The organism is Dietzia sp. 111N12-1, from assembly GCF_001658045.1.
Classification (GTDB): domain Bacteria; phylum Actinomycetota; class Actinomycetes; order Mycobacteriales; family Mycobacteriaceae; genus Dietzia; species Dietzia kunjamensis.
The window spans coordinates 1-21,612 of the sequence record NZ_LSSV01000042.1; the positions used below are offsets into that span (position 1 = coordinate 1).

The following is a 21,612-nucleotide window of genomic DNA, read 5'->3' on the forward strand; positions in this document are numbered from 1 at the left end:
GACCCACGGATATGTCAGGAGAGCCCTAAAAGAGTCCCACTGATCGCCGAAGATGGCTGTGCGATGACCGGGTTGCCCCGAATAGAGCGACATCTGAATGTACCTCGACATGTCAGCGCAACCGGTCCAGATCGCCTCGAACACCGACCTGTCGACTGGGTCGTCGATCCTGCGCATCAAGCGGGCTTTGACGATGTCCACAGGGGAAAGCTGGATTCCACGTGTGTTCATCACCTCGAAATAGCGATTGAGATTTGTCGAGGACGGAATAGCCGCGCGGACGACCTTGACGTTGTCGATCAAAAACCGAGCATAGTCCTCCACCTTTCCGTCGAAAGCGCCGAGAACACCGTCGACCAACTTTGCAGCATTGGCGATCACCTCATCGACGTCTTCGACCTCGTCGAGTTCGTCCGCGGAGGCCAAGACTCGGAGTGCGCGAGATGAGGACTCCCGCGCTATGTAGACGAGCGGTGAGAGCGACGCGGGCTCAACTGCGATTCTTCCTTGCCTCGCGAGGGCCGCAATGATCACGAAAAGCGTCGTGAGCCGCTGTTGACCGTCGATCACCTCGTATCGTCCATCGGCGGAGGGTTCCGCCACTACGAGGTTGCCGAGGAAGTAGGTCGACTCGCTGTCAGCCTTATATGCCTCGCTGACATCACTGAACAGCTGGCCGATCTGGTCCTCTCCCCATGTGTAGTTGCGTTGGTACAGGGGAATCACGTAGCGGTCTGCGGTGCCCACAAAGAGCATGCGAGCAGAAACCGCGTGCGCCATGCGACCCGATTCAACGGTCATTGCCGTCTCCTCCATTGCTCAGGAGTCGGTCTCGGAGCCTTTCATCGTTCTCGTTGGGACCGTTGTCCCGGAGGGTGGCGAGCGCGAGATCCCGGATTTTCACGTCGCGCTTAGTTCGGGCGTGTCTGATCTCCATGAACAGGTTCCCGCGATTCACGTTCGCCAACCGGTCTGTCCCACCCAGTAGCGCATAGTTGTCGATCGTCTGCCAGCCCACCCGCTGGAACTCCATCCTCGGCGAGTAGGAATATCTGGCCAGTGCTTCCTTCACGTCTACGCGATCATCGCCGCCGAACACATTGCGGAAGTACAAGAGCGAACAGATAAGGAGATCGCGGCAATAGAGGTACCGCGGGTGATTCCCGTACTTCTTGTCAAGGAGTCCTCGCTCGCCGAAGAGTTCCTCTTCAATTCGTCGGACTTCTTCGTGCTGAAATGCAACGAACTCGAAGAAGCTCTCGCCGGCCGCGACGGGTGCTCCCAGCTGGAACCGCGCCCGTAATCGGTCCAACTCCACCGTGGAAGTGAAGTCCGCGTCCCCCTCGGACGACGAGTCGAGTGCGTGATAGGAGAGCTGGGCGGCAAGGTGGTAGCGAGCGCTCGGCGTCTGGTCGCGCACGCTGACTCCTTTGAAGCTGTCGATCTCCTCCGTGGTGAAGCCGGGCGCCGGCCGCCCTCGGCTCCATCGATCAATCCGGTACAGCACCCGACTGAAGAGGTCGTCCAGGAGTCTTTCTCTGATCGACTGCCACCGTTCGACGACCTCCGCCTGGCGCAGGTCCGCACTGCCAGCCATCTCCCGAAGGTGGTAGGCCTTGAGCAGATCGTGCGGGCGCAGCGCCTTGCCTCGGAGATTCTGAGAGTCGAAGAACTGGAATGCCTCGTCCTCGTCGTTCGTGATCACGGTAAGGAGCGTGCAGTGCTCATCAAGGTGTGCCTTCATCCGTTCACGGTCCGCCCCGGACTTGGGGATTCGTTTTGTGAGAACAGCAAGAGCCATGCTCACTGCCGACTCGGTCTCTCCCATGGGGCATGACCACGTCCCGTCGAGCAGACCCCGCAGCATCGTTAGCGTGAGTAGTCGCTGCTGGCCGTCGACAACCTGCATCGTCGCCTCACCCGGCCCTTCGCGATCTTGGAGGAGGATCACCGTTCCGAGTACGTAGCCCTCTGCCTGGCCATGCTCGACCGCATCGACGATGTCATCTACTAGGTCACGCACTTGTTGCGGACCCCATTGGTACGGCCGCTGGAAGGTCGGGATCCGAAGCCTGTCGCCGAAATCGGAGAATAGCTCGCCAACAGTCCTGAATCGGAGTTCATCCTCGAGCACAGCCATGGATCGACAATACGTGGCAACTACGACACTGTGGCACCAGTTCGGCGGCCCATTCGCTTGTAACGGAGGAAAGCAGCTACTACCCCGCCACCATCCGCCGCGCGATCACCTCGATCGCCCACTCGACAGGAAGCGCCTCCGAGAACTTGAGCTTGTCGACCAGCGTCGCGGGCACCGCAGGAAGCGGCCGCTCACTCTCCGGGAGAGATTCCCAAAACTCAAGTCGCTCCGCTGCAGGCCCGGTGTGCATGCCCTCGTGCAGGGTAATCGCGTCGGGCTGCACCACCCCTCCCTGCGGCGCCAGCTCCTCACCCAATGCTGGCCCGAGTGCGGCCTGGTAGCGGCGGTTGGCGGCACTGCCCTCGTAGGTCCACCATTTTCGGACGTTGTCCGTGGTGGTCCAGACCGGCCCGTGTGGGCTCACCGTGTGACGCAGCCGGTCCTCGTCGTCGGCGAGTGCGGCGCGGGCGCGTGCCGTAAGTCGAATCTGCTCGGGGAGCTCGCCCAGCAGCACCGCCCGCATGCCCTGCGCGACCTGCCGACCGATGTCGGCGCCCCCGAACCCGTACCGTGCTCTGCCGCCGCCCGCGGCGGGCTCCACCTGCACCCGATGCATGGGCCAGTTGATGTCGGTGACCTTCCACGATCGCCCCGCAAGAAGCAGGCGGATCGGCCCATCGACGCCGGTGAGTGCCCGCCACTCGACGGTGCCCACCTCCTGCCGACCGGCGAGCACGGTGAATTCCCGCGGCATCGCGAAGGTGGTGAGCAGGTCCATGAAGTGGCGACGTCCGAACACCCTCTCGGCATCGGGCCCGAGGAACATGGCGCCGCCATCGACGTTGAGGTAGCCGCGCTCGACCAGGAAGTCGACGATCAGCTCAGCGGGACGCTCCAGGGTGTCCACATGCATGAGCGGGGTGGCCGCCCACCGGTCCTGCCAGCCATACCGCGGCAGCGCGCCCTCCTGCAGCATCGCGGCCATGATCTGCTGCGCCACCAGGTGCAGCGGGACCGGTGGAGGCACGACGGGCTCGACGTATCCAGTGCCCCACGCGTGGAGTAGCCCCAGCGTCCGGAGCAGATGACGGGGTTCGGTGGCGATGAGCAGGCAGTTGCGGACGGTGCCAGCGCGGCGTCCGGTCCGGCCGAGGCGCTGGAGGAAGCTCGACACCGTAGAAGGCGCCCCGATCTGGATCATGCGGTCCAGGTCCCCGATGTCGATGCCCAGCTCGAGGGTTGAAGTCGCCACGATCACGCAGTCGCGCGCTTCGGCAAAGGCCAGCTCGGACCGCCTCCGTTCCTCGGCGGAGAGCGACGAGTGCGAGAGGTACACGTCCACGTCGAAGCCCCGGAGCATCGATGCGAGCTCCTCGGCCTGCCGCCGACTGTCCACAAAGACGAGCCGTTTCTGCCCCCGGTACAGCTTGGACAGCAACACAGCGGCGGAGTCGAGATTGTCGACCGCGTCCACGACGATGTCGGCGTCACCGGCGACAGGCCGGACCGCCTCACCCACGGCAACGCCCGGCGCGATCACCCGACCGGCCCTCCCGTCGACACCGCCCTGCAGCCACCGCAGCAGATCCTCGGGGTTGCCGACGGTCGCGCTCATCCCGATCCGCTGCAGCGGCCGCCCGACCAGGTGCTCAAGGCGCGAGAGGACGGCGGACAGGTGCCATCCTCGGTCGTCGCCGGCAAAGGCGTGGACCTCGTCGATCACCACGGTGCGCAGGTTCGCGAACAGCGTGCGGTGGTCGGTCTTGGTGGAGGCGAGCATCGCCTCGATGGATTCGGGCGTGGTGAGCAGGATGTCCGGGGGGTCGGCGCGGATGGCTCTGCGGGCACTCTCGCCGACGTCCCCGTGCCACACCTCGACGCGGCGACCCATCCACGCGGTGTAGTCGACCAGTCGCACGGCGAGGTTGTTGAGCAGCGCCTTGAGCGGGGTGACGTACAGGACGGTCAGCCCGGCCCAGTCCTCGTGCGCCATGCGGGTGAGGACGGGGAAGACGGCGGCCTCGGTCTTGCCGCCGGCGGTCGGCGCGAGCAGTAGGGCGTCCTCGCCGTCGATGAGCGGCCGGACGGACTCCTCCTGCAGTGGCCGCAAGCCGGGCCAGCCGAGGGAGTTGACCACGTGGTGCTGCAGTAGCGGGTGCAGCGCGGGGAAGCCCTGCGGGGCGCGGTGGTCCATCTAGAGCTCGATGGCGTCGGGGTCATCGATGGGGGACGACGACGAGGCCGCCACCGCGGACCGTTCGCTCTGACTGAGGTCGGACGCGTCGAGCGTCGGGGTGAAGTGTTGGCGCGGAAGGAAGTCCGGGAACATCTCGACGCGATCCAGGCAGTCGACGAGCATCCGCAGGTACTGGCGGGGTGCGATCCCCACCTGGCCGCCGAGTTTTCCCGCCACGGACCCGGCGAGCACGCGTAGGTAGGCGTCGTCGACGAGGGTGGTGACCCGCTGGGCGACGGCGGGGTCGAGGCCGAACGCGTAGAGGTCACGCACGCGCGACCCGACCTCGACCAGTCGGTCGAAGTCGAAGGCCTGAAGCCGGATCTGCGGTTGCCGGGGGTTATCGAATCGGGGGTCGGCATCGAACTTCACGCCGATCCGTTGGTCGAGCGGAGGCAGTCGCTTGATGCCCTGCTGTCCTTCGAAGAAGGCGCTGGTCCCGGTGATGAGCAGGTACATCCCGGGGTAGCGCCCCGAATCGAGCTCGTCTATCCACTGCCGCAGAGCATTGAGCGCCTTCTCCCGGACGTCGCCGCGCATGCGCTGGAGTGTCTCGACCTCATCCAGGACCAGCAGAAGCCCGCGGTGTCCGGAGCCGGCGAGCACCTGGAGTAGCCCCTGAAAGAAGCCCATCGCCAGGAAGTGGTCGAGTTCGCCCTTCACCCCGGCTGCTCGTTTAGCTGACGCGGCAACGTTGCGCTGACCCCCGAGCCAGGCTGCAAGCCCGTCGGCCACCTCGATATCACCGTTGAGCAATGCGTCCCGATACCCCCGCAGGGCGAGCGGGAACACGGGCGCAGCATCGGCGACGGAGCGCAGTCTGTCCTCGAGCAGCTCGGCGGCGTTTGTTCCGGAGGAGGCCGCGTCGTCTTCCACTCCGAGGAGCCAGTCGTCGAGGACCGCCCGGAATGCCTGTCGAGAGACGGCGGGGGTGCGGAGTTCTTCGCAGGCCCTCCGGTACACGGTCTCGAGCCGATGCAGGGGCGTCTCGAGTTCGGAGATCTGGACCTCGGACACGGCGAACCCGCGGTCGAGGGCCTGCTGCTGGAGCCAGCGCGCGAAGAAGGTCTTGCCGGATCCGTACTCGCCGCGGACTGCCTTGAACACGGCGGCGCCGCCGGCGACCTTGTCCAGTTCTTCTCCCAGGACCGGCGCGAGCCGGTCGAGGCCCACGGCGAGCTGGTCCAGCCCGTCGGCGGGGACGGTGCCGCGGCGGAGGGCGTCGATGATCGCGGTACGGCGGGCGGGGGAGACGGTCATCTACAGTCCGAACTGTTCAAAGAGGGTCTGGGACGCCAGCACCACGTCGTTGTCCTCGCGCTCGAGGACCGGCATGCCGTCGACGTTGACCACCTTCTGGATCCTCGCGATGGTGCCGTTGATCTGCAGCGGGTTGAGCCCGAGCGTGGTCCCGAGCACGGCGATAGGCATGCGGCCGTTGTTGGCGGCGATGTCGCGCAGCACGTCCGCCAACTCGCTTGGAGTGGGCTTGAGTTGGTGCGCCTTGACCCGCTCCTTGAAGTACGGGGCACGGCTCAGGTCCGAAAATTTGTCTGCGGGCTTCCTCGACCGGTCGGGTGTCGGGGAAACAGGCGGCTCATCGGCGTCGAGAGACTCGAACAGCGAGACCTGGTTGGCGTCTCTCTGCGCGGCGCGGCGCGTGGAGGGTGTCGGCGCGGTCGGCTGCTCGGCCCGTCCTGCGGCGGGCTGCCCCACGGCCGTCTTGGCCTCAGTATCCGTCGAGGTCGCCGTCGCGATCGGCCACCACGCGGGCCACGGGTTCTGGACGGGCGGACCTGCGGGGAACGGCGAGTCCTCTCCGAGCCCGTCGAGGCTCTGGACAAGAACGGCGACGGGCGCACAGACCTCAGCGGGGGAGGCACCGCCGTGGTAGCCGGCCTTCTTGCCGGTGTAGCGCAGGTCCTCGTCCACGGCGAGGACCGCGCTGTGATGCGGTGCGCCGCTGGCGCCTGGCGCGAGCACCCGGTTCCCGGACACTGCTCGCTCGCCGTCCTGGGCGGGAGCCCCGGTGGCGGGCCGCCATCGGGCGCTCACGGCGCCGTCGGCGGTGACCTTGCCGATTCGACTGCGTTCGACCACGTGTCCGTGGTCGGAGAGCAGGACCACGTCTCGTCCGACGGCCCTGGCGTAGTCGAGCAGCTTGTCCAGGTGGGTGATGCGCGAGGTGGTCCAGGTGGTGGCGATGGGATCGGACCGGTCGAGAGCGTCATCGACGGTGTTGAGCACCGCGCCCACCACGGGGACGTGCGTGGTGTCGTAGATGGCGCTGCGGACGGTATCGCCGATGCTCGCGTCGAGGTCTGCCTTGTGGAACAGCGGCCCGTCGCTGACCGAAGGGTGGGCGGGGAACAGGGCGGCGAACCCGGTCCGCTCCTCCTGCTGCCCGCCGAGACTCAGCTCTCCCCTGAGCAGCGAGGTCCGGGACGCGGTGGTCACCGACGGCAGGGCGGAGGCGGCCACATCGAGTCCGAGGGAGGCCAGGTCGAGCCGCTGCCAGACGGTGGCGTGACGTGCGGCCACGTCCTCGAGAAGCCCGTGCGCGGCGGCCACGGAAAGGCCATCGATCACCACCACGAGCAGCGCCCGCTCACTCCGTTGACCGGACTCGACCGGACCGGACTCACGCAGGGGCGCAACGACCCTGTCCAGCACGTCCTCCACGAGCAGAGCGCCGCCGGCGGTGGACCGGTCGGCAAGTCGCGCACCGACGAGCGCAGCGAAGCAACGGTCGATGTCGCGTCGTACGGCGAGGGTTCGGTCGAGGACGCGGCGACCGAGCGCGTCGGGGTCCGCCGCAGACTGCCCGATCGCGGGCTTGGGGTCGGCGGTGAAGCCGCGCCAGGCGGAGTTGACGGCCCTGTCCACCCAGCTCAGTTCGTCGACGTACGCGCGCATCGCCTCGACGTGACCGGCGGAACGCAGCCGGTCGGCCACGGCGGTGGCCTCGGTCCGGTTCCACCGGTGGAGCCGGACCAGCGCGGCGGCGGTCTCGAGGTCGTCGGGACGGGAGCGCTCGGCTTCGACGTGCGCCCGCAGCGCCTCGAGCCCCCGCAGCAACGCGGTCTCGCTCCCTCCGTCGAGGGCGGTGGCCAGGCCGCGGGCGTACACGTCGAGGCGTCGTTGGAAGGCGCCGGGCAGGACTGTGGATCCGGCGAGGAGCGAGGCGCCGCCGTTCTGCTCGAATCCGCTGATCAACCGATGGGCCTCGCCGAGTACGGCGGTGAGCGGCTGTCCGTTATCGAGTGAGGTGCGGACGGCCTTGGCGGCGGCGGACCCCCATTCGCGCAGGGACTGGTCTCCGAGGGTGGCGCCGATGTGGTGGCTGAACAGGGCCCGCGCTCCGGTGAGTTCGGTGGGTGTGTCCTGCCAGTCGGGCGTGCGGAGGGTCTCCGCTGCCAGGCCGGCGGGCAGGAGCGCCCGTGGCCCGTTCTTGGCCCACAGGCTGCGGATCCCGGGGCCGGTCAACGTGAACGTGCGGCACAGCCACGTGATGAGCCCCGCGCGGACGTTAGATGTGAGCCGCGAGGCCAGCTCGTCCCACGCGGCGTGGGCGTCGGGGGTGGCGCTCCAGGCCAGAAGGTCCGCGAGCCGGTAGTCCTGTTCCAGACCCAGCACGAGCGTGCTGATGGACCCGTAGAGGTGGTCGGCGGTGAGGACCGGAGTCGGGGTGGGGGCGAGGGTGTCGCGGTGGTCGGCCAGCGCGGTCGTGAGCCCCCGGACGTCGTCCCGCCCTCGGGGGATGCGGCCGTCGGTCTTGTCGGCGGAGAACATCCCGAGCAGGGTGCCCACGGGGTCGAGCTCCCGCATGCGCCCAAGCGGTTGGAAGTGCTCCTTAACTCCCTGGGGAATCTGCTCCTCGGGGAGGTCGGTGAGCACGACGCGCCACGGCACCTCGGAATCCTTGCGGTGCCGCACCACGTCCCGGATCTCCAGCACAGTCCGGCAGCAGTGGACCGGCACGGTGAGGTCGTCGACGCGCAGCTCGGTGCCGTCCCATTCGGGACGGGCGTGCATCACCAGCAAACCGCGCTTGTGTTGCTTGTCCCGATAGAGGCCGTGGAGGAGTGGAACCAGGTCGGCGGCGGTCGCCGTACCGAGGGACGACGACGAGGTGGCTCCCCCCGCAACCCCTGCACTGGCCGTGGTCACGTCTGGGGCTCCTCGGCGGTGATCTCAATTCGGAAGCGGGTGCCCGCCCCGTAGTGCCGCCCAAGATCAGCGAGGGCGCTGTGGATCGCGGCCTCAACTTGGCTGCCGCGCGCCTCGACGGTACGGCGTGGACCGGACCCCCTGATCACCACCCCGGTCGGTGGCGTGATAGGTGGCGGGGGCGGCGAAATAGGCGGGGTCGGGGTCGGGATCGGGGGCGGACCGACGATTGCCTTGTTGATCCAGTCCTGCGCGCGCTTCTCAAACTTCTGAACAGACGTGGCCAGATGCTGGACGAACTCGTGGGTATCGACGCCGTTGTCGAGGTCCATGACGATCTGCGTGGCCTCGCCGCCGAGGGCGCCCTGCTTGGCACGGCCACCGATCAACGTCTCGAGGTTCGGGCCGAGGTTGCGCGCCACGGCGGCCACATCCTCGGCACTCGTGATGGACAGGCTCGCCTCGTTGGTGGTGGCACCGAGGTAGGTTCCGGTCCCCTCACCGGCGCCGGCAAGTGCGGCCACGATCTCACCGTGGTGCTGCCTCTTGCGCACCAGCGTCTGCAGCAACTCGGTCTGCCGGCGAGCGAGCTGGAGTCGCCGCCCGTCGGCGCTTCGGCCCAGTCGCTGCTCGAGCTTCGACAGCTGCTCGACCAGATCCTCGCTGGACCGCTTGAACTCGTCGGCCTTGCTCGCCACCTCGCCCGCCAGGTGGGTGAGGTTGGTGGGGGAGAGGTGACCTCTCTCGGGAATGCCAAAGAGGTGCTGGGCAGCCTGGACGGCGCGATCCCACTCGCCCTGCTCGGGCAGTACGGGCTCGCGCAGCTGGTGCGACTGCTGGATGTCCTTAAAGGCCGGAGCTGCGACAGGGGTTCCGTAGGTGAACCAACTGCGGTCGCGTGACTCCGCCCAGGCCGCCGCGAGCAGGGTGGTGCAGTCGCGGTTGAGCCCGGCTTGCGGCATGAGCTTCTCGACGGCGGCCACGACCTGAGCGACCGTGAGCACGCTGTCGGCCTGCCCGGATTTCTCCGCCTCGGCGAGCGCGCGGTCGATCTGCCCGGCGAAACTGGCAAAGGTGGCGCTGGGGAACACGAGGTGCGACTCGTGGACGTCAGCCACCCGGAGACCGCTCAGTACGAGCTGGACGGACTTGCGCTCGGCGGCCACAAACGCAGCGCGGCCGTCCTCGCGGGCGTCGGACCGGCGCAGCACGTCGAGCGAGACCGCGAAGTCCTTCTGCGTGAGCGCGCTGGTGGTGTCGAACCGCGGGTGATCGGGATAACGCTGGTCGAAGGCCTGGTCGTAGAGCCTCCGCGCGGCCTCACGCAGCGAGGCGCCGACGGGCCGCTGGACCACCACTGAGGAACTCAACGAGCGGACGGGCGGCTGCCCCTCGGGGAACACCGCCCCCTCGGCGATGCCGTACATCTTGCGCAGGATTGCGGCCAGCTGCCCGGCGAGCTGGTTGCGCTGGGTCACCATGACCTGGCGCACCCGCTCACGGTCGCCGTCGGCGAGGTAGCTGGTGTAGCCGAGCCACTTCTCCGACTGCAGCACCCAGTCCATGGTGACGAGCTTGCCCAGGTCGTCCATCTGCTTGCGCTCGAGGAATGCGGGGACCCAGGCGAGTGTGAAGTGATCGTGGCCGTCGGTGCGTAGGCGGTCGAGTCGGGCGTGGTCCTCGGAGACACCGTGGCCTTCTTCATCGAAGGGCAAGTCCACGATCACCCGCAGCGCCCCCGGTTCGACGGGGGCGATGAGCGTGTCTGGCACGGAGCCGGGGTCGCGGACGTTGCCAAAGACGATCTCGACGGTCCGATTCGTTCCGCGCCAGGTGATCCGGGTGGAGCGCGCGCCGTCGGCCTGCGGGTCGATGGCGGCGATCCCGAACTCTTCCTGCAGCATCGACCGCAGCCGTTCGCGGCGCCGCGAGTAGGTGTCCTCGCCGCGGGCGCGCTCGAGGATCTCGTCGAAGGGCAGTTCCTCCAGCGTGATGGAGATCAGCGGATCGTGGCTGTCTGTTCCCACGGTGATCTCGGGAACCGAGGTGTTCCACTCCCGGACCGAGGCAAGCGCACGCGTGGGCGCGTCTGAGGCGACGATGGAGACGAGCTCCCCGTGATTGAGGTGCGCCAGCCGGCTGGCGGTGAGTGCCTTGAGCCCGGGCACCTCGGGCGCGAGAGCGGAGAGCAACAGCGTCTTGGCCAGTCGGAGCTGGGCCCGCACCCCCTTGGGCTGGTCCAGGTCCCGCACGCTCGGGTCAGCGTCCGGGAACTGGGCGAGGACGGCGGGCCGGAGCTTGTCCTGCCACAGCGAGCGCGCGGTGCGGAATCGGGCGGCCACCGCCTCGTCGGTACCGCCCTTCTGCGTCCCGTCGATGATGTAGTCGAACACCTCGCCCACGGGGATCACCTGATCGACGGTCATGGTGTCGGCGAGGTCGACGAGCATCGACTCCATCACCTTGAGCGCAGTGCGGTCGCGCTGCATGGCGGTGGACAGGTGGACGAGGGTGTCGATGAGGACCGGGCTAAAGGGGTAGGTGAGCCGGAATTGTTCCTCAGTGGCTCCGCGGTGCTGGTCGTCGGTGTTGACCTTGTCCAGCAGGACGGGCTTGACGGCCGGGGACAGGTGCAGGCGCTGGAACGAGGCTTCGAGCGCCTCGACCGCCGCGGCGTTCTTGGGGGTGAGGAGCCGGCGGTGGGCGATCTGCGGCAGGTTGGCCGAGCCGAGCGCGATCCCGGAGAAGCGGCCTTCCTGGTGGGCGATGGCCTGCTCACGGATCTTGGTGGCCTCGCCGGCCTCGATCGAGGAGTCCTTCCACGCCTTGAGGTCGTGCTGGCGGGCGATAAAGCTGACGACCGGCACGGCCATGCGCCCCTGGTCGGATTCGACGAACCCGGTGAGCTTCTGGATCTCGCGGCCGAAGAATTCGCGGTTGGAGAAGTGGAAGGTGAGCCACAGGATCAGCTCGTCGAGCAGCAGGACCACGGCCTCGTAGCCGAGGGGCTTGGCGTGCGCGGCGATCGCGGACAGCCCCTCGGGCAGATGCAGCCAGTCGGTGTTGGTGTGCGCGGAGGTGATCCACGTCTGGCCGAGCGCGGAGACGAGCGCGTCCCGCTCAGCGCGGGACGCTGCGGGGTGTCGGGCGCGGTCGTAGGAGTCGCGGTCCCAGGTGGTGGCGGTGGCGCCGCCGAGCGCGGCCAGGTCGAGGCCGCCGGGAGTGGATGACGACGACGAGGTGACGCCGCCAGGTCCGGTGGTGGCAGTGGCGAGGCGTGCAAAGAATCTCTCATCGCCGACTTCTGCTCGCCACTGTTCGGCGTTCTCAAGCAGCCCGTCGGCCATGTGGAGTACCGGCGGGGTGACTCCCGGGTGGAGCCGGTTCAGGTGCTCGAGGTACGCCGAGAAGAGGGTGTCCTCGATGGAGTTCGAGCCCAGGAAGTGGAAGGGCAGCGCGAGGATCTTGCTCGACGTGGCCCGCGGGTGGTCGGCGATGTGCTGCTGGAGTTCGGCAATGGCGCGGGCGCGAGGGTCCCCGGTGAGCAGGGCCAGGAGCACAGCCATGAAGTGCGACTTGCCGGAGCCGAAGGAGCCCTTGAGGAAGGCTCCCTTGTTCTCTCCGGTGGCAAGAGCGCTGTCGACTAGTGCGAGCGCCTCGTCAAAGGCATCGCCGATGGACGGGGTCACCACGTACTCGGCCAGGGTGGTTCCGAGTTCGTCTCTGGTGACGGCGTCGGAGAGTTGGAGGACGAACGTCGAGGTCCCTGAGTGCTCGGGGATCGAGAAGACGTCACGCAGGGTGGGGCTGGTGCCCGACCTTGCCGTCGCGCCGGGAGGGGTGAAGGCCATGTCTTCTAGCTTTCCTTATCGGGTGTAGTAGCGGTGGCTGCGACGCGCTTGCGGCCGCGGGTCGCGGGGGCGGGACGCCAGGTTGCCAGGTCGGCGATCGCGACGCCGGAGCGCTCGGCGAGCGTGGTGAGCTGTCCGCCGAGGTAGTCGGCCCAGTCGATTCCGGAGTGGGCGTCCATACCGGAGTGCCACTGGCGGATCCACGGCATGAGCTCGGCCAGCCCTGCGACGAGCGGGACGAGCTGAGCGGGGTCGGTGTCGTCCTTACGATCGTCGTACAGCGACACCAGGGCGATGCCCTGTTCGGCGTGGTCCCAGCCGGCCCAGCCCAGCATCGCGGTGGGATCGTCCGGCCCCGAGGCTCCGGGGTAGGCGATGAAGCGCTCCTTGGGCACATCGAGCTTGCCGCGCGCCTGCCAGTACGAGGCCTTGCGGAAGTCCGTGGAGGTGTACTTGGGCGGCACCGGAACCTGCGCGGTCGTGATCTCACCGCGGTCCTCGGCACGCTGGGCGTCCCAGGTGACCTGCCATTCGGCGAACTTGCGCAAGCCCGAATCCTTGAGCCGGAGTGCGGCCAGGTACGGCACGGCCTCGTCCGCCAACAGCGCCACGAGGTTGGTGAGCACGCCGGCCTGCCGCTTGGTCGACCACAGCTCCAGCGCTTCGGAAACTCCGGCCAACTGCGGAGCGGTCTCTACCTTCGCTGACAGCTGACGCACCGATTGTGGCTGCGGGTACCCGTTGGGGTCCTTCCACAGCTCGGGGTTCTCCAGCCTGTCCAGGATCCAAGCGGCGAGCGCCGCTCGGACTCGGTCGGCCCAGGGCACGCTAGACCAGCGCCGTTTGTACTCGGGACGCTCGAGAAGCTCGAGCGAACGATCCTGGGCGATGAGATCCAGGCGCCGCTGCACCGCCTCCCGGTACCCGGCCGGCAGATGGTCCGGGATCTCGGTGACCGGGGTCGAGCGGTGACGATCGAACCACACCGTCTCTGCCTCGCCTGCCTGCACCCGGCACGCCAACGCGATCTCAAACGCGCGCTCGCCCAGCGCCAACTCTGGCACCTCGCCCACCGGGAGCGACATGTCGGTCTCGGTGAACCCGTACAGGTGGTACACCTGCCAGTCCAGCTCTTCCTGCTCGGCGATCATCAGACCACGGAGGCGTTCCCATTCCGCCTCGCCCCAGGCGAACAGCTCCGCCGACGGGGTTGCCCCCTCGAGCAGCGCAGCGGGCTCAACTGCCGCCAGCTCCTGCGCAAGCTGATCGATTCGCCTAGCACGCTCCAACACCGAGCCGGCGGGGAGCGGGAAGTCCTTCAGCGTTGTTCCTGTGAACTCGTATGAGTTTCTCCAGAGCTCGGATCCCATGGCCGCGTATCCAGCGTCAACACGCGCTCCACCACCTTCGCCCTTATTGTGGCTGTTCTGCTTGAGCCAGAAGCACGCCGTCGACGAGTTCAGCACGCCCAACAGTTCGAGGTGCTCGTCCTCGCTCGCCCCCTCTGGCAGCTTGATCACCGGCGCCGAACGGTTGAACACCTTCCCGCCGCGATCCAACACAAAATGGTTATGCGTCGCCACAAACGCAAACGAGATTGATCTTTTCGAACGGAACTTCGACGGATACATCTCGAGCCATTCCCACCACCAATGCCCTCGATCTTCGAGGACTTGGCCAAATAGCAAGCGACTTCTGAGTGTTGCTCTCCCGCGAAAAAAGAGTCGTTCGAGACCCGCGGACCTAGTCAGGATTGGCTCGAGGTCATCGGAGTAGGGCCACACAGCGTGGGACGAACTCCCTATGCCCCACTCGCGAACTGAACTTCCTTCGACGAATCGAATTGATTCTGGGATTCCGAGGCGATCTGCATTGGATTTACAGCCAACAATATACAGAGAATCCTCACCCGAACTGCCAGTTCTTCCTACGGATTCGACTTGGTCTCCTAAACTAGAGACTCTTTTTGAATCGATGATCGCGATAGCGACTTGAGCGCCACCTCCCTGCAACGACCACGGGTGAGACGAGAGCGTGTGACGCGCAAGGTTGTCCACACTGATCCACTGGTCTTCGTAATCCAGAGAATCAACGTGCTCCACGATGCTTCGCCACACCAGGCCCTGTGCCGGGTCTTCGGGCGCACCCGGCTCGCCCTGAATACCTAGGACAGCACGGACGGTGTGCGCGCTTGGTCGACGATTCCGCGACACAAGCGTCACGGTGGGGGTGCCGTGGCCCGGGATGAAGGCGCCGGAAGTATCGATGACCTCGAGCATGTCGATCCGCGGGAAGAACTCCTCGATGAGCGGCACACCGAACTCACGCGCCATGAACGAGTTGGAGGTGATCTGACCGATCCAGCCCGCGCGGAAGGGATCGAGCGTGCCCGATTTGGCCAACGAGTGGAACTGCTCCATGAACGGCACCGTCAGCGCGTACGTGCCCTTGCAGTAGCCGTACAGCTCGCGGTATCGCTGATTAAGTACCTTGTCCTTGACGGTGATGTACGGCGGATTACCTACCACCACGTCGTACTGATCCCGCGCCAGCGTCCGCCGCAGCGCCACCACATCCTCGGTGGTCAAGTGGGTGCCGCTGGCGAGCGCATCTGGATCGACAGTGAGGTCGCCGTAATCGAACCCGGATTGCCCCGCCGAGTCCTCACTCCACAGCAGCGAGTCACCCGCATGCACCTGTAGCGGCAGCTCGGGCACGGTGAGCAGGCTCGACCCGCCGATCGCTCGGAGTGCTGCCACCATGAGTCGGAACTGGGCGATCGCCACGGCGAACGGGTTGATGTCAACTCCGTGGATGGAGGACAGCGCCAGGCGCACCTGCTCGGTCGGCTCCATTCCCGGAGCCTCGGCTCGCCAATAGTCCAGCATCCGGTGGAAAGCACCGAGGAGAAAGTGTCCCGACCCACAGGTCGGGTCGATGACCTTGAAGTCCACCGCCCCGGTGCGCCCCTCCGAATCGACCGATGGAAGACGAGGGGAGCGCTCCTTCAGCGCCGGGGTCAGCGTGCGATCGAGGATGAACTCCTCGACGAATTCCGGTGTCTGCAGTAGCGCGTACTTCTTCTTGGCGTACTCCGACAGATCCTGATACATGTCGCCTAGAAAACGCGTATCCAATGCCGGATCGCGCAGGGACCAGACGGTGGCCGTTTCGGTATCGGCCTGCCGCCAGAACTCCACCAGGCGCTGTGCCGCGTCGTCGCTCGGCTCCGCGATGTGAATCCCAGCGTGCTCGCCCACCAAAGGCGCTGCCGCAGGGGAGCGCTCCAACTCAGAGAACGCATGACGCAGGTAACCACGGAAATTCTGGTCTAGGTGCGCCGTTAAGAAGCGGTCCTGCTCATCCACTGCCCGCCGACGCCCGTCCGCATCCGGTCCACTGATCCAGCGTTGGTGCGCCCCCAGCAGGTCGTTATCCTCGCAGAATCGCACAAAGACGCTCGTCAGCACCCACCCCACCGCCGCCTGGGTGAGCTGATCCTCCTGCCAATCAGCCCACGTAGCACCGGTGCGCTGAGATTCCTTGAGCGCCGCGTGCGTGGCCTTCCACTCCGCCGTCTTGTTCAGATCAGCCGCGAGGCGAGCACGCATATCGTCGACGAGGTCCCGGACCACCGGCTGCAATGCATCCGTGAGCGTCTGCTGCTCCGCCGACTTCCGCCGCTTACCCGCCACCTGGCACCTGGCCTTTCACACACGCGGACCCGCGCCTTGCGAGTCCCTCGAACATCCTACGAAGGCCGTGGAAACGGCGAGACCCGGATAGTGTTTTCGACATGAACACCGACGAGGAGCGCCAGCGCGCCGTCGCCGCGATCGACGCGCAGATAGACGCCCTCATCGAGGACGGCGTCCCCGCCGAAGCTCCGCGGATCCGGGCACTCAAGGCCAAACGCGCGGTCGCGCTGAAAAGCAAGAAGGCAATCAAGAGGTCTGTCCGCAAGGCCCGAGAGCGGCAGGCCGCGGCGGCAGCGGCTGCGACGGTGGCGCCTGCCCAGGTCCCTCAAGAAACTGGCGGGCGTATCACGCTGGTTCCCGATTCCGCCGCCGACTCCAAGCGCTTGCGGTCATTGCCCAACAAGGAACGGAAACGGATCGAGACCGCCCGGATGGAGGTCCGGCAAACTCTGACGTGGTGCGAGGAACCGTCAGCCGAAGGGGTTCGCAACGCCATCGCGAGATGTGATGCCGAGATCAGCGCCCTCATCGACGGGGGAGTGGATTACGAGGCGGACGCCAGGACGCAGCTGCGGAACCGGAGGGCCCGGCTCAAGGACCTCGCCGCGGCCTTCGCCTCCAGGCGACGTAAGTCGCACCCTTCGGAGCTCGAGTTGGCCTACCTGCTGGACGCATACCTGGAGCGGCGCCGTCAGATTAGCCGGGGGCCGGAGAACGTCGTCGGTGTGCTCGATGTGCGGTCCGGAGGCGCCCCCTCCCTGGGCAAGCGGAAGTAGACCCTCGCTTACACGCTCACCAGCTGCGAATCGCTGGTGATGGGGAGCGGGCGTCCGTCCACCTGGTCCGGCTGGCCCGGGGCGTCTTTGGCGCGGCCCGTCACCAACACCACCGGCCGGCGCGGGGGAGCAGTGAGATCCGTCCACCGCCCGAGCTGGGACAGCTGTGAGTACTCGGCCAGCAGCGAAGCTTCCGTGAGTACCAACGCGGCGCCGTCCGTGGCATCGACGTTGTTCAGCACCGTGGTGACGTTGGCCTCCATGACGCCGCGCACCTGCTCCGGCGGCAACCGCAGGAAATCCCCGCGCTTGTCCAGCTGCCCGCTGGTCTCCAGCAGGGAGTCGACGCTGGAGAGCACCTCGGCGGATAGGTCCACCACCTCGGCGCCCAGTCGCTCGGCCAGCTTGCCCGCTACCTCGTCTCCACGGCCGTAGGGGACCGAGACGGACACGAACCCCGGGCTCGAGGCCGCGCGCGCCAGTTGCTCGATCAGAGGATCCTCAGTCGCGGAGCTGTCGGTGACCAACGCAGACGGTGTCCGGGTGTGCACCATGCTCAGGCCGGTTGCCTGCTGCGGGTAGCGGAAGTCCCGGTGCTGCGGATCCCACGCCATCCCCGGCATGTGCTCGGCCAGCACCGCCTCCACATCCTCACGCCTCGGCTCGCGGGTGCGAAGCTCCGGGAAGCGGGCGCGGATGAGGTCCTTGAGCAGGCCCAGGTTGAACTGGCTGGCCGCCCGCGGCAGCGTCAACGCGAGCAGCTCGGGCAGCTCCATCGCGGTGGAGTACAGGTCGCCCGTGGCGGTGAGCGCCAACTCATCGTCGCCGGCCACCGCCAGCTCCGCCAGCGTGAGCGGATCGATGCGCGACTCCGCGTCCGCGGCGTCCGAGAGCACCGACCTGGCCGCCCCCCGCAGCTCCGTGTGGACCAATTCCGCCGGAACGTGCCGCACTCCCGGCTCGGCGAGTAGATCGTGCGCCGCCCGGTTGAGCTCGACCACCAGGGGACGCGCCCACTCGGGGTGCACACTCATCCCGATCACCCGAGCGGAGCGCCCACGCCGCAGCAGCTCCACCTCGGACCCGCCAGCGGCGTCAGCACGGTGCAGACCCAGGTCGAACATCCGCAGCACGCCCAAGCGCAGGCGCTCGGAATCGCGGTGCCCCTGCTCCGCCGGGAAACTCTGCTCCACCGCCCCCGCGATCTGCCGGATGCTCGCCACCCCGCCGCGGCGCACGATCTCCCGGCGGGTGGCGGCGCGGATCTCCTCGAACGCCGCCGCCAGCACCGGGGAGGATTGCCACAGTGCCGGGAACTTGCCCGTGAGTTGCGGGATCCGCCCCGCGCTCAGCCGCAGCGGCTCGGCGTACCGGGACATGGCCTGGAACGGATCCTCCGGCGCGCCCTCGCCCCGCCCGAGGATCGTCCGCACCAGCCGGTAATCGGAGCTGCGCGAGCTGCCCGCAGCCCGCACGAGCTCCTCCGCCAGCTCCGCCAACGTCGGGAGAGCGACGGAGGTGACGGGAGTGGGGGCATCGCGTGGAGTGACCGGCTCCCTCGTCGTCGTCCCCCCGTCACCCGCGGTGACCGACGCGGCGACGGCCGCGAGCGCCTCGCGGAACTCCTGCGCCGAGCCGAACCGCGCCCCGCTGTCCCCGTCGAGCAGACGGGTGAAGATCCCCGTCATCTGCTCGACCACGTCCTGGCTCCACTCGGGAGGCATCGCCTCCGCCGGAATCACCACGTGACCGTCGGTGAGCGAGGGCTCGCTCACCCCGTCCCCGTACGTCGGCGTCTCACCCGTCGCCATCTCGAACAACACCACGCCAGCCGAATAACGCTCGGCCGAGGAGTCGGCGATCTGCCGCGACCGCCGGCCCAGGAACGGATCGCGGTACACGCCCGTGCCCACCTGGGTGTGCTGCAGGGACTCGCGGGAGGCGGAGAAGTCGAACAGGGCCAGGTGCTGGCCGCGCCCCCGCCCCACGATCCCGAGGTTGGCGGGCTTGATGTCCCGGTGCGCGACCCCCGCCGCCTCCAGAGCGACCAGCATGTCCGCCAGGTTGATGGCGAACTTCCAGAACCGGTCCTGGGAGATCCGCCCGAGCTGCAGCATGCTCGCCAGCGAGACCTCCCCGCAGTCCGTGAGCACCAGGCACGTGCGCCGGTCGTGGACGACCATCGGGCCCTCGAGCAGCGCTACGAACAGCGAGGAGTACTTGGCCGGCAGCCCCTGGCCGAGCGAGCGCAGGACCTCCGCCTCCGCGGCCAGTCGCTCTGCGGCGCGCTCGTCCCGGGCCACCTTGAGGACCTTGGTGGGCGGACCGGATTCGTCGGTGAGATCCTCCACCTGCAGGCCCACCGCCGTCGAGCCCGAGCCCAGGACCTTCTTGATGACGAACCGGCCCTCGAGCACCCCGTCGATCATCGGGCGCAGCGCGTCCATCTGCTCCGCGGCCGGCTGCGGGGTCGCCGGGCGTGCGGCCTCTGCCAGGCGCCGCTCGAACCCGATCACGGGGGAGAGCCCCTGGCGGGAGTCCGAGACGCCGAACTTGGAGTTGCGCGTGTCGACCGTCGCCGCGGTGGCGTCCATGACGAGCGTACGTAGGCCCTGATCGAACTCGCTTGTCACCGCCGACATGTCCAGGCCGCGGTCGCGCTCCAGCCGGTCAAGCAGCGAGGAGCGGTCCGTGGCCGGGGCCTGGCCGCTGGTAAGGACGTAGTAGGCCAGCGCCCCGAGGGAGAACAGATCCGCCGCCATCCGGTCCGGCGTGTGGACGCCCGCCGCCTCCGGTGCCAGGTACACGCGGCCTGACAGCTCGTCGCCCGGCATCGATGTGGCAGAGCCGGTGGCCCCCAAGACCGTTCCTGACGCCTCCGAGGTCCCCGCGCCGGACCAGCCGTCGACCTTCACCTCGATGCGGCCGTACGCGTCAACCGGCCGAGTGGAGAGCAGGCGGGTGTCGAGGAGGACTGTGGTGGGGTCGAGACCCCGGTGCGCCACCTGGTGGCGGTGTGCGTACAGCAGGGCGTCCGCGACCTGGCGGACGATCTCCACGCGCTCCCGGGACGAGAGCTTGGCCCCCGGCAACGCAACGTCCAGCGGTCGATGGTCAGGCAGCGCCGGGTAGATCACCACCTCGTCCGAGGTACCGCGCAGCGTCTCCATCGAGCGGGGGGCCACGATGTGCTCGTTGCCCAGCCCGGACAGCAGCTCGTACTCCCGGCGCAGCGTCCTGCGCATGCGGATTTGTTCGCCCTCGGTGGTGGCCGCCGCCACGTTGAGCACGCGCGCGCGGATCGGCTCGTGGGTCTCCCGGTGTTCGCCGTCCCATTCGTGGAAGCGCGGGTCGGGGGAGTCGACGCGGTCGTGCAGGAGGTACGAGCCGGCCATGTGATCACGGACAGTGATTCCCGCGATCTTGCGCATGGCCAGCGCGATGAGCATGCTCAGTGCCTCGCTGATCCGTTCGCGTCCCACCGGTTCCTGGACGCGGTCGGCGATCGGCGGGAGGTTGGTGCGGACTTCGCGGTCGGGAAAGTCCGCCGGGTCTACTCCGAAGATGTTGTGGGCCTTGTCCGCCGCGAAGTGCGAGACCACCCCGGGGTCGTGGAGGAACACCGCCTCCTGGATCCACGGCAGGCGTCCGACCGCAGCGGCGACCTGCCTGATCTGCGGATCCTCGTCCTGGTCCTGAGCTATCCGGTTGATCTCCTGCTCGAGCTTGGACTTGAACCGCTGTGCCTTGCGCCGGGTGGCCACCATGGGCGAGCGCATGCTGTCCACCCGGCCGCCCCGGTCAGTCACCCAGCGGTGCTCGTCGCCGCCGATCCTGCCGTGGTACGACTTGAGTTCGAGCAGGTGGATGCGGGACTGACCCACCACCAGCGCGTCGACCTCGTGCCACTGGCCGTGACTGTCCTGGAACTCGAAGTTGGCCCACACCCGGTAGGGCGCGGAGTCCGGCACCGCGTTGGCGAGCAACGCCAGACCCTGCTTCTCGTGCTCGAAAGCCGAGCGGGAGACCTCTTTCCAGCGGGGGGAGTTCTGAAGCACGGTGAGTGGGTCTCCTCGGGGCGGATCGGGACGGACGTCACCATCGGTCACATCACCTTCGAATCGTAGTGCAGCAATCGGACGGGGCCGCTCTGAACCGAGGGCTGGCGGTCACTGCACTGGCAACTTCGCTGACGGGGTGTCTCGGCAGGTCTACGGTGGAGGGTGTCGTCGGTGCACGACAGTCCGGGGCACCGTCGGCATATCGCCGGAGGAGGACAGGTCATGGACACCAGGCCAGTAGTCGTCGGAGTCGACGGCGGACCGGATTCGCTACGGGCCCTGAAGTGGGCAGCCGAGTACGCGGCAGCGCTCGACGCGCCACTGATCGCCCTGACCGCGTATCAATTGCCAGCGGTCTACGGCCCGTATGCGATGGCCGGCTGGGAAGACTCCTCCGAATTGGAGAGCAGCGCGCGCGAGATGCTCGCGGAAGCGGTGCGCAACGCCCTGGGGGATGACGCCTCGTACAAGCCGGCCGTCCTGCAGGGCCACGCGGCCGAAGCGTTGATCGCTGCATCCGGGGACGCCCGGCTCGTGGTGATCGGTAGCCGCGGACGAGGCGGGTTCACCGGGATGCTGCTCGGCTCGGTCAGTCAGCACGTCGTGGCGCACGCGCACTGCCCCGTGGTCGTCCTGCCGCATTCGAGCCACGAGGCCAACTAGTGGGCATCTCCGTTAGT

The 21,612-nt window shown here is 67.6% G+C and carries 10 protein-coding genes; 2 read left to right on the forward strand and 8 right to left on the reverse strand.

Going from position 1 to position 21,612, the window contains the following annotated elements; genetic code table 11:
* From AYO52_RS11385 to pglX, 7 genes are all read right to left on the reverse strand, one after another.
* Positions 1–801, reverse strand: an 801-nt coding sequence (locus tag AYO52_RS11385) for a DUF262 domain-containing protein (RefSeq protein ID WP_172812153.1), incomplete at its 3' end; no start/stop codon positions are given.
* A complete protein-coding gene (locus AYO52_RS11390; RefSeq protein WP_067717289.1) occupies positions 791–2,140 on the reverse strand; it encodes a DUF262 domain-containing protein in 1,350 nt (449 codons plus the stop codon). The genes AYO52_RS11385 and AYO52_RS11390, both read right to left, overlap by 11 nt.
* A gap of 79 nt (positions 2,141–2,219) precedes the next feature.
* On the reverse strand, positions 2,220–4,334 hold the full coding sequence (locus AYO52_RS11395; RefSeq protein WP_067717292.1) for a DEAD/DEAH box helicase: 2,115 nt from the start codon (positions 4,332–4,334) through the stop codon (positions 2,220–2,222).
* Positions 4,335–5,636, reverse strand: coding sequence for a BREX system ATP-binding protein BrxD (brxD, locus tag AYO52_RS11400; protein ID WP_067717296.1), 1,302 nt, complete (start codon positions 5,634–5,636; stop codon positions 4,335–4,337).
* Complete coding sequence (gene pglZ, locus AYO52_RS11405; protein WP_067717299.1) at positions 5,637–8,546, reverse strand: BREX-2 system phosphatase PglZ; 2,910 nt, start codon at positions 8,544–8,546, stop codon at positions 5,637–5,639.
* Entirely contained in the window at positions 8,543–12,397 is a 3,855-nt protein-coding gene (locus tag AYO52_RS11410) for a DUF6079 family protein (RefSeq protein ID WP_067717302.1), read from the reverse strand. The genes pglZ and AYO52_RS11410 overlap by 4 nt, the downstream gene beginning before the upstream one ends.
* A gap of 5 nt (positions 12,398–12,402) precedes the next feature.
* Positions 12,403–16,092: a BREX-2 system adenine-specific DNA-methyltransferase PglX gene (gene pglX, locus AYO52_RS11415; protein WP_067717306.1), complete on the reverse strand. Its 3,690-nt coding sequence runs from the start codon at positions 16,090–16,092 to the stop codon at positions 12,403–12,405.
* 101 nt (positions 16,093–16,193) lie between these two features.
* Here pglX and AYO52_RS11420 point away from each other — a divergent pair, with 101 nt between their 5' ends.
* A complete protein-coding gene (locus tag AYO52_RS11420) occupies positions 16,194–16,871 on the forward strand; it encodes a hypothetical protein (protein ID WP_067717309.1) in 678 nt (225 codons plus the stop codon).
* 8 nt (positions 16,872–16,879) lie between these two features.
* Here the strand turns inward: AYO52_RS11420 and AYO52_RS11425 are convergent, their stop codons facing one another.
* Complete coding sequence (locus tag AYO52_RS11425) at positions 16,880–20,929, reverse strand: NERD domain-containing protein (protein ID WP_067717312.1); 4,050 nt, start codon at positions 20,927–20,929, stop codon at positions 16,880–16,882.
* Between the two features lie 225 nt (positions 20,930–21,154).
* Here AYO52_RS11425 and AYO52_RS11430 point away from each other — a divergent pair, with 225 nt between their 5' ends.
* Positions 21,155–21,595, forward strand: a complete 441-nt coding sequence (locus AYO52_RS11430) for a universal stress protein (protein WP_067717315.1) — start codon at positions 21,155–21,157, stop codon at positions 21,593–21,595.
* Positions 21,596–21,612 lie beyond the last annotated feature (17 nt).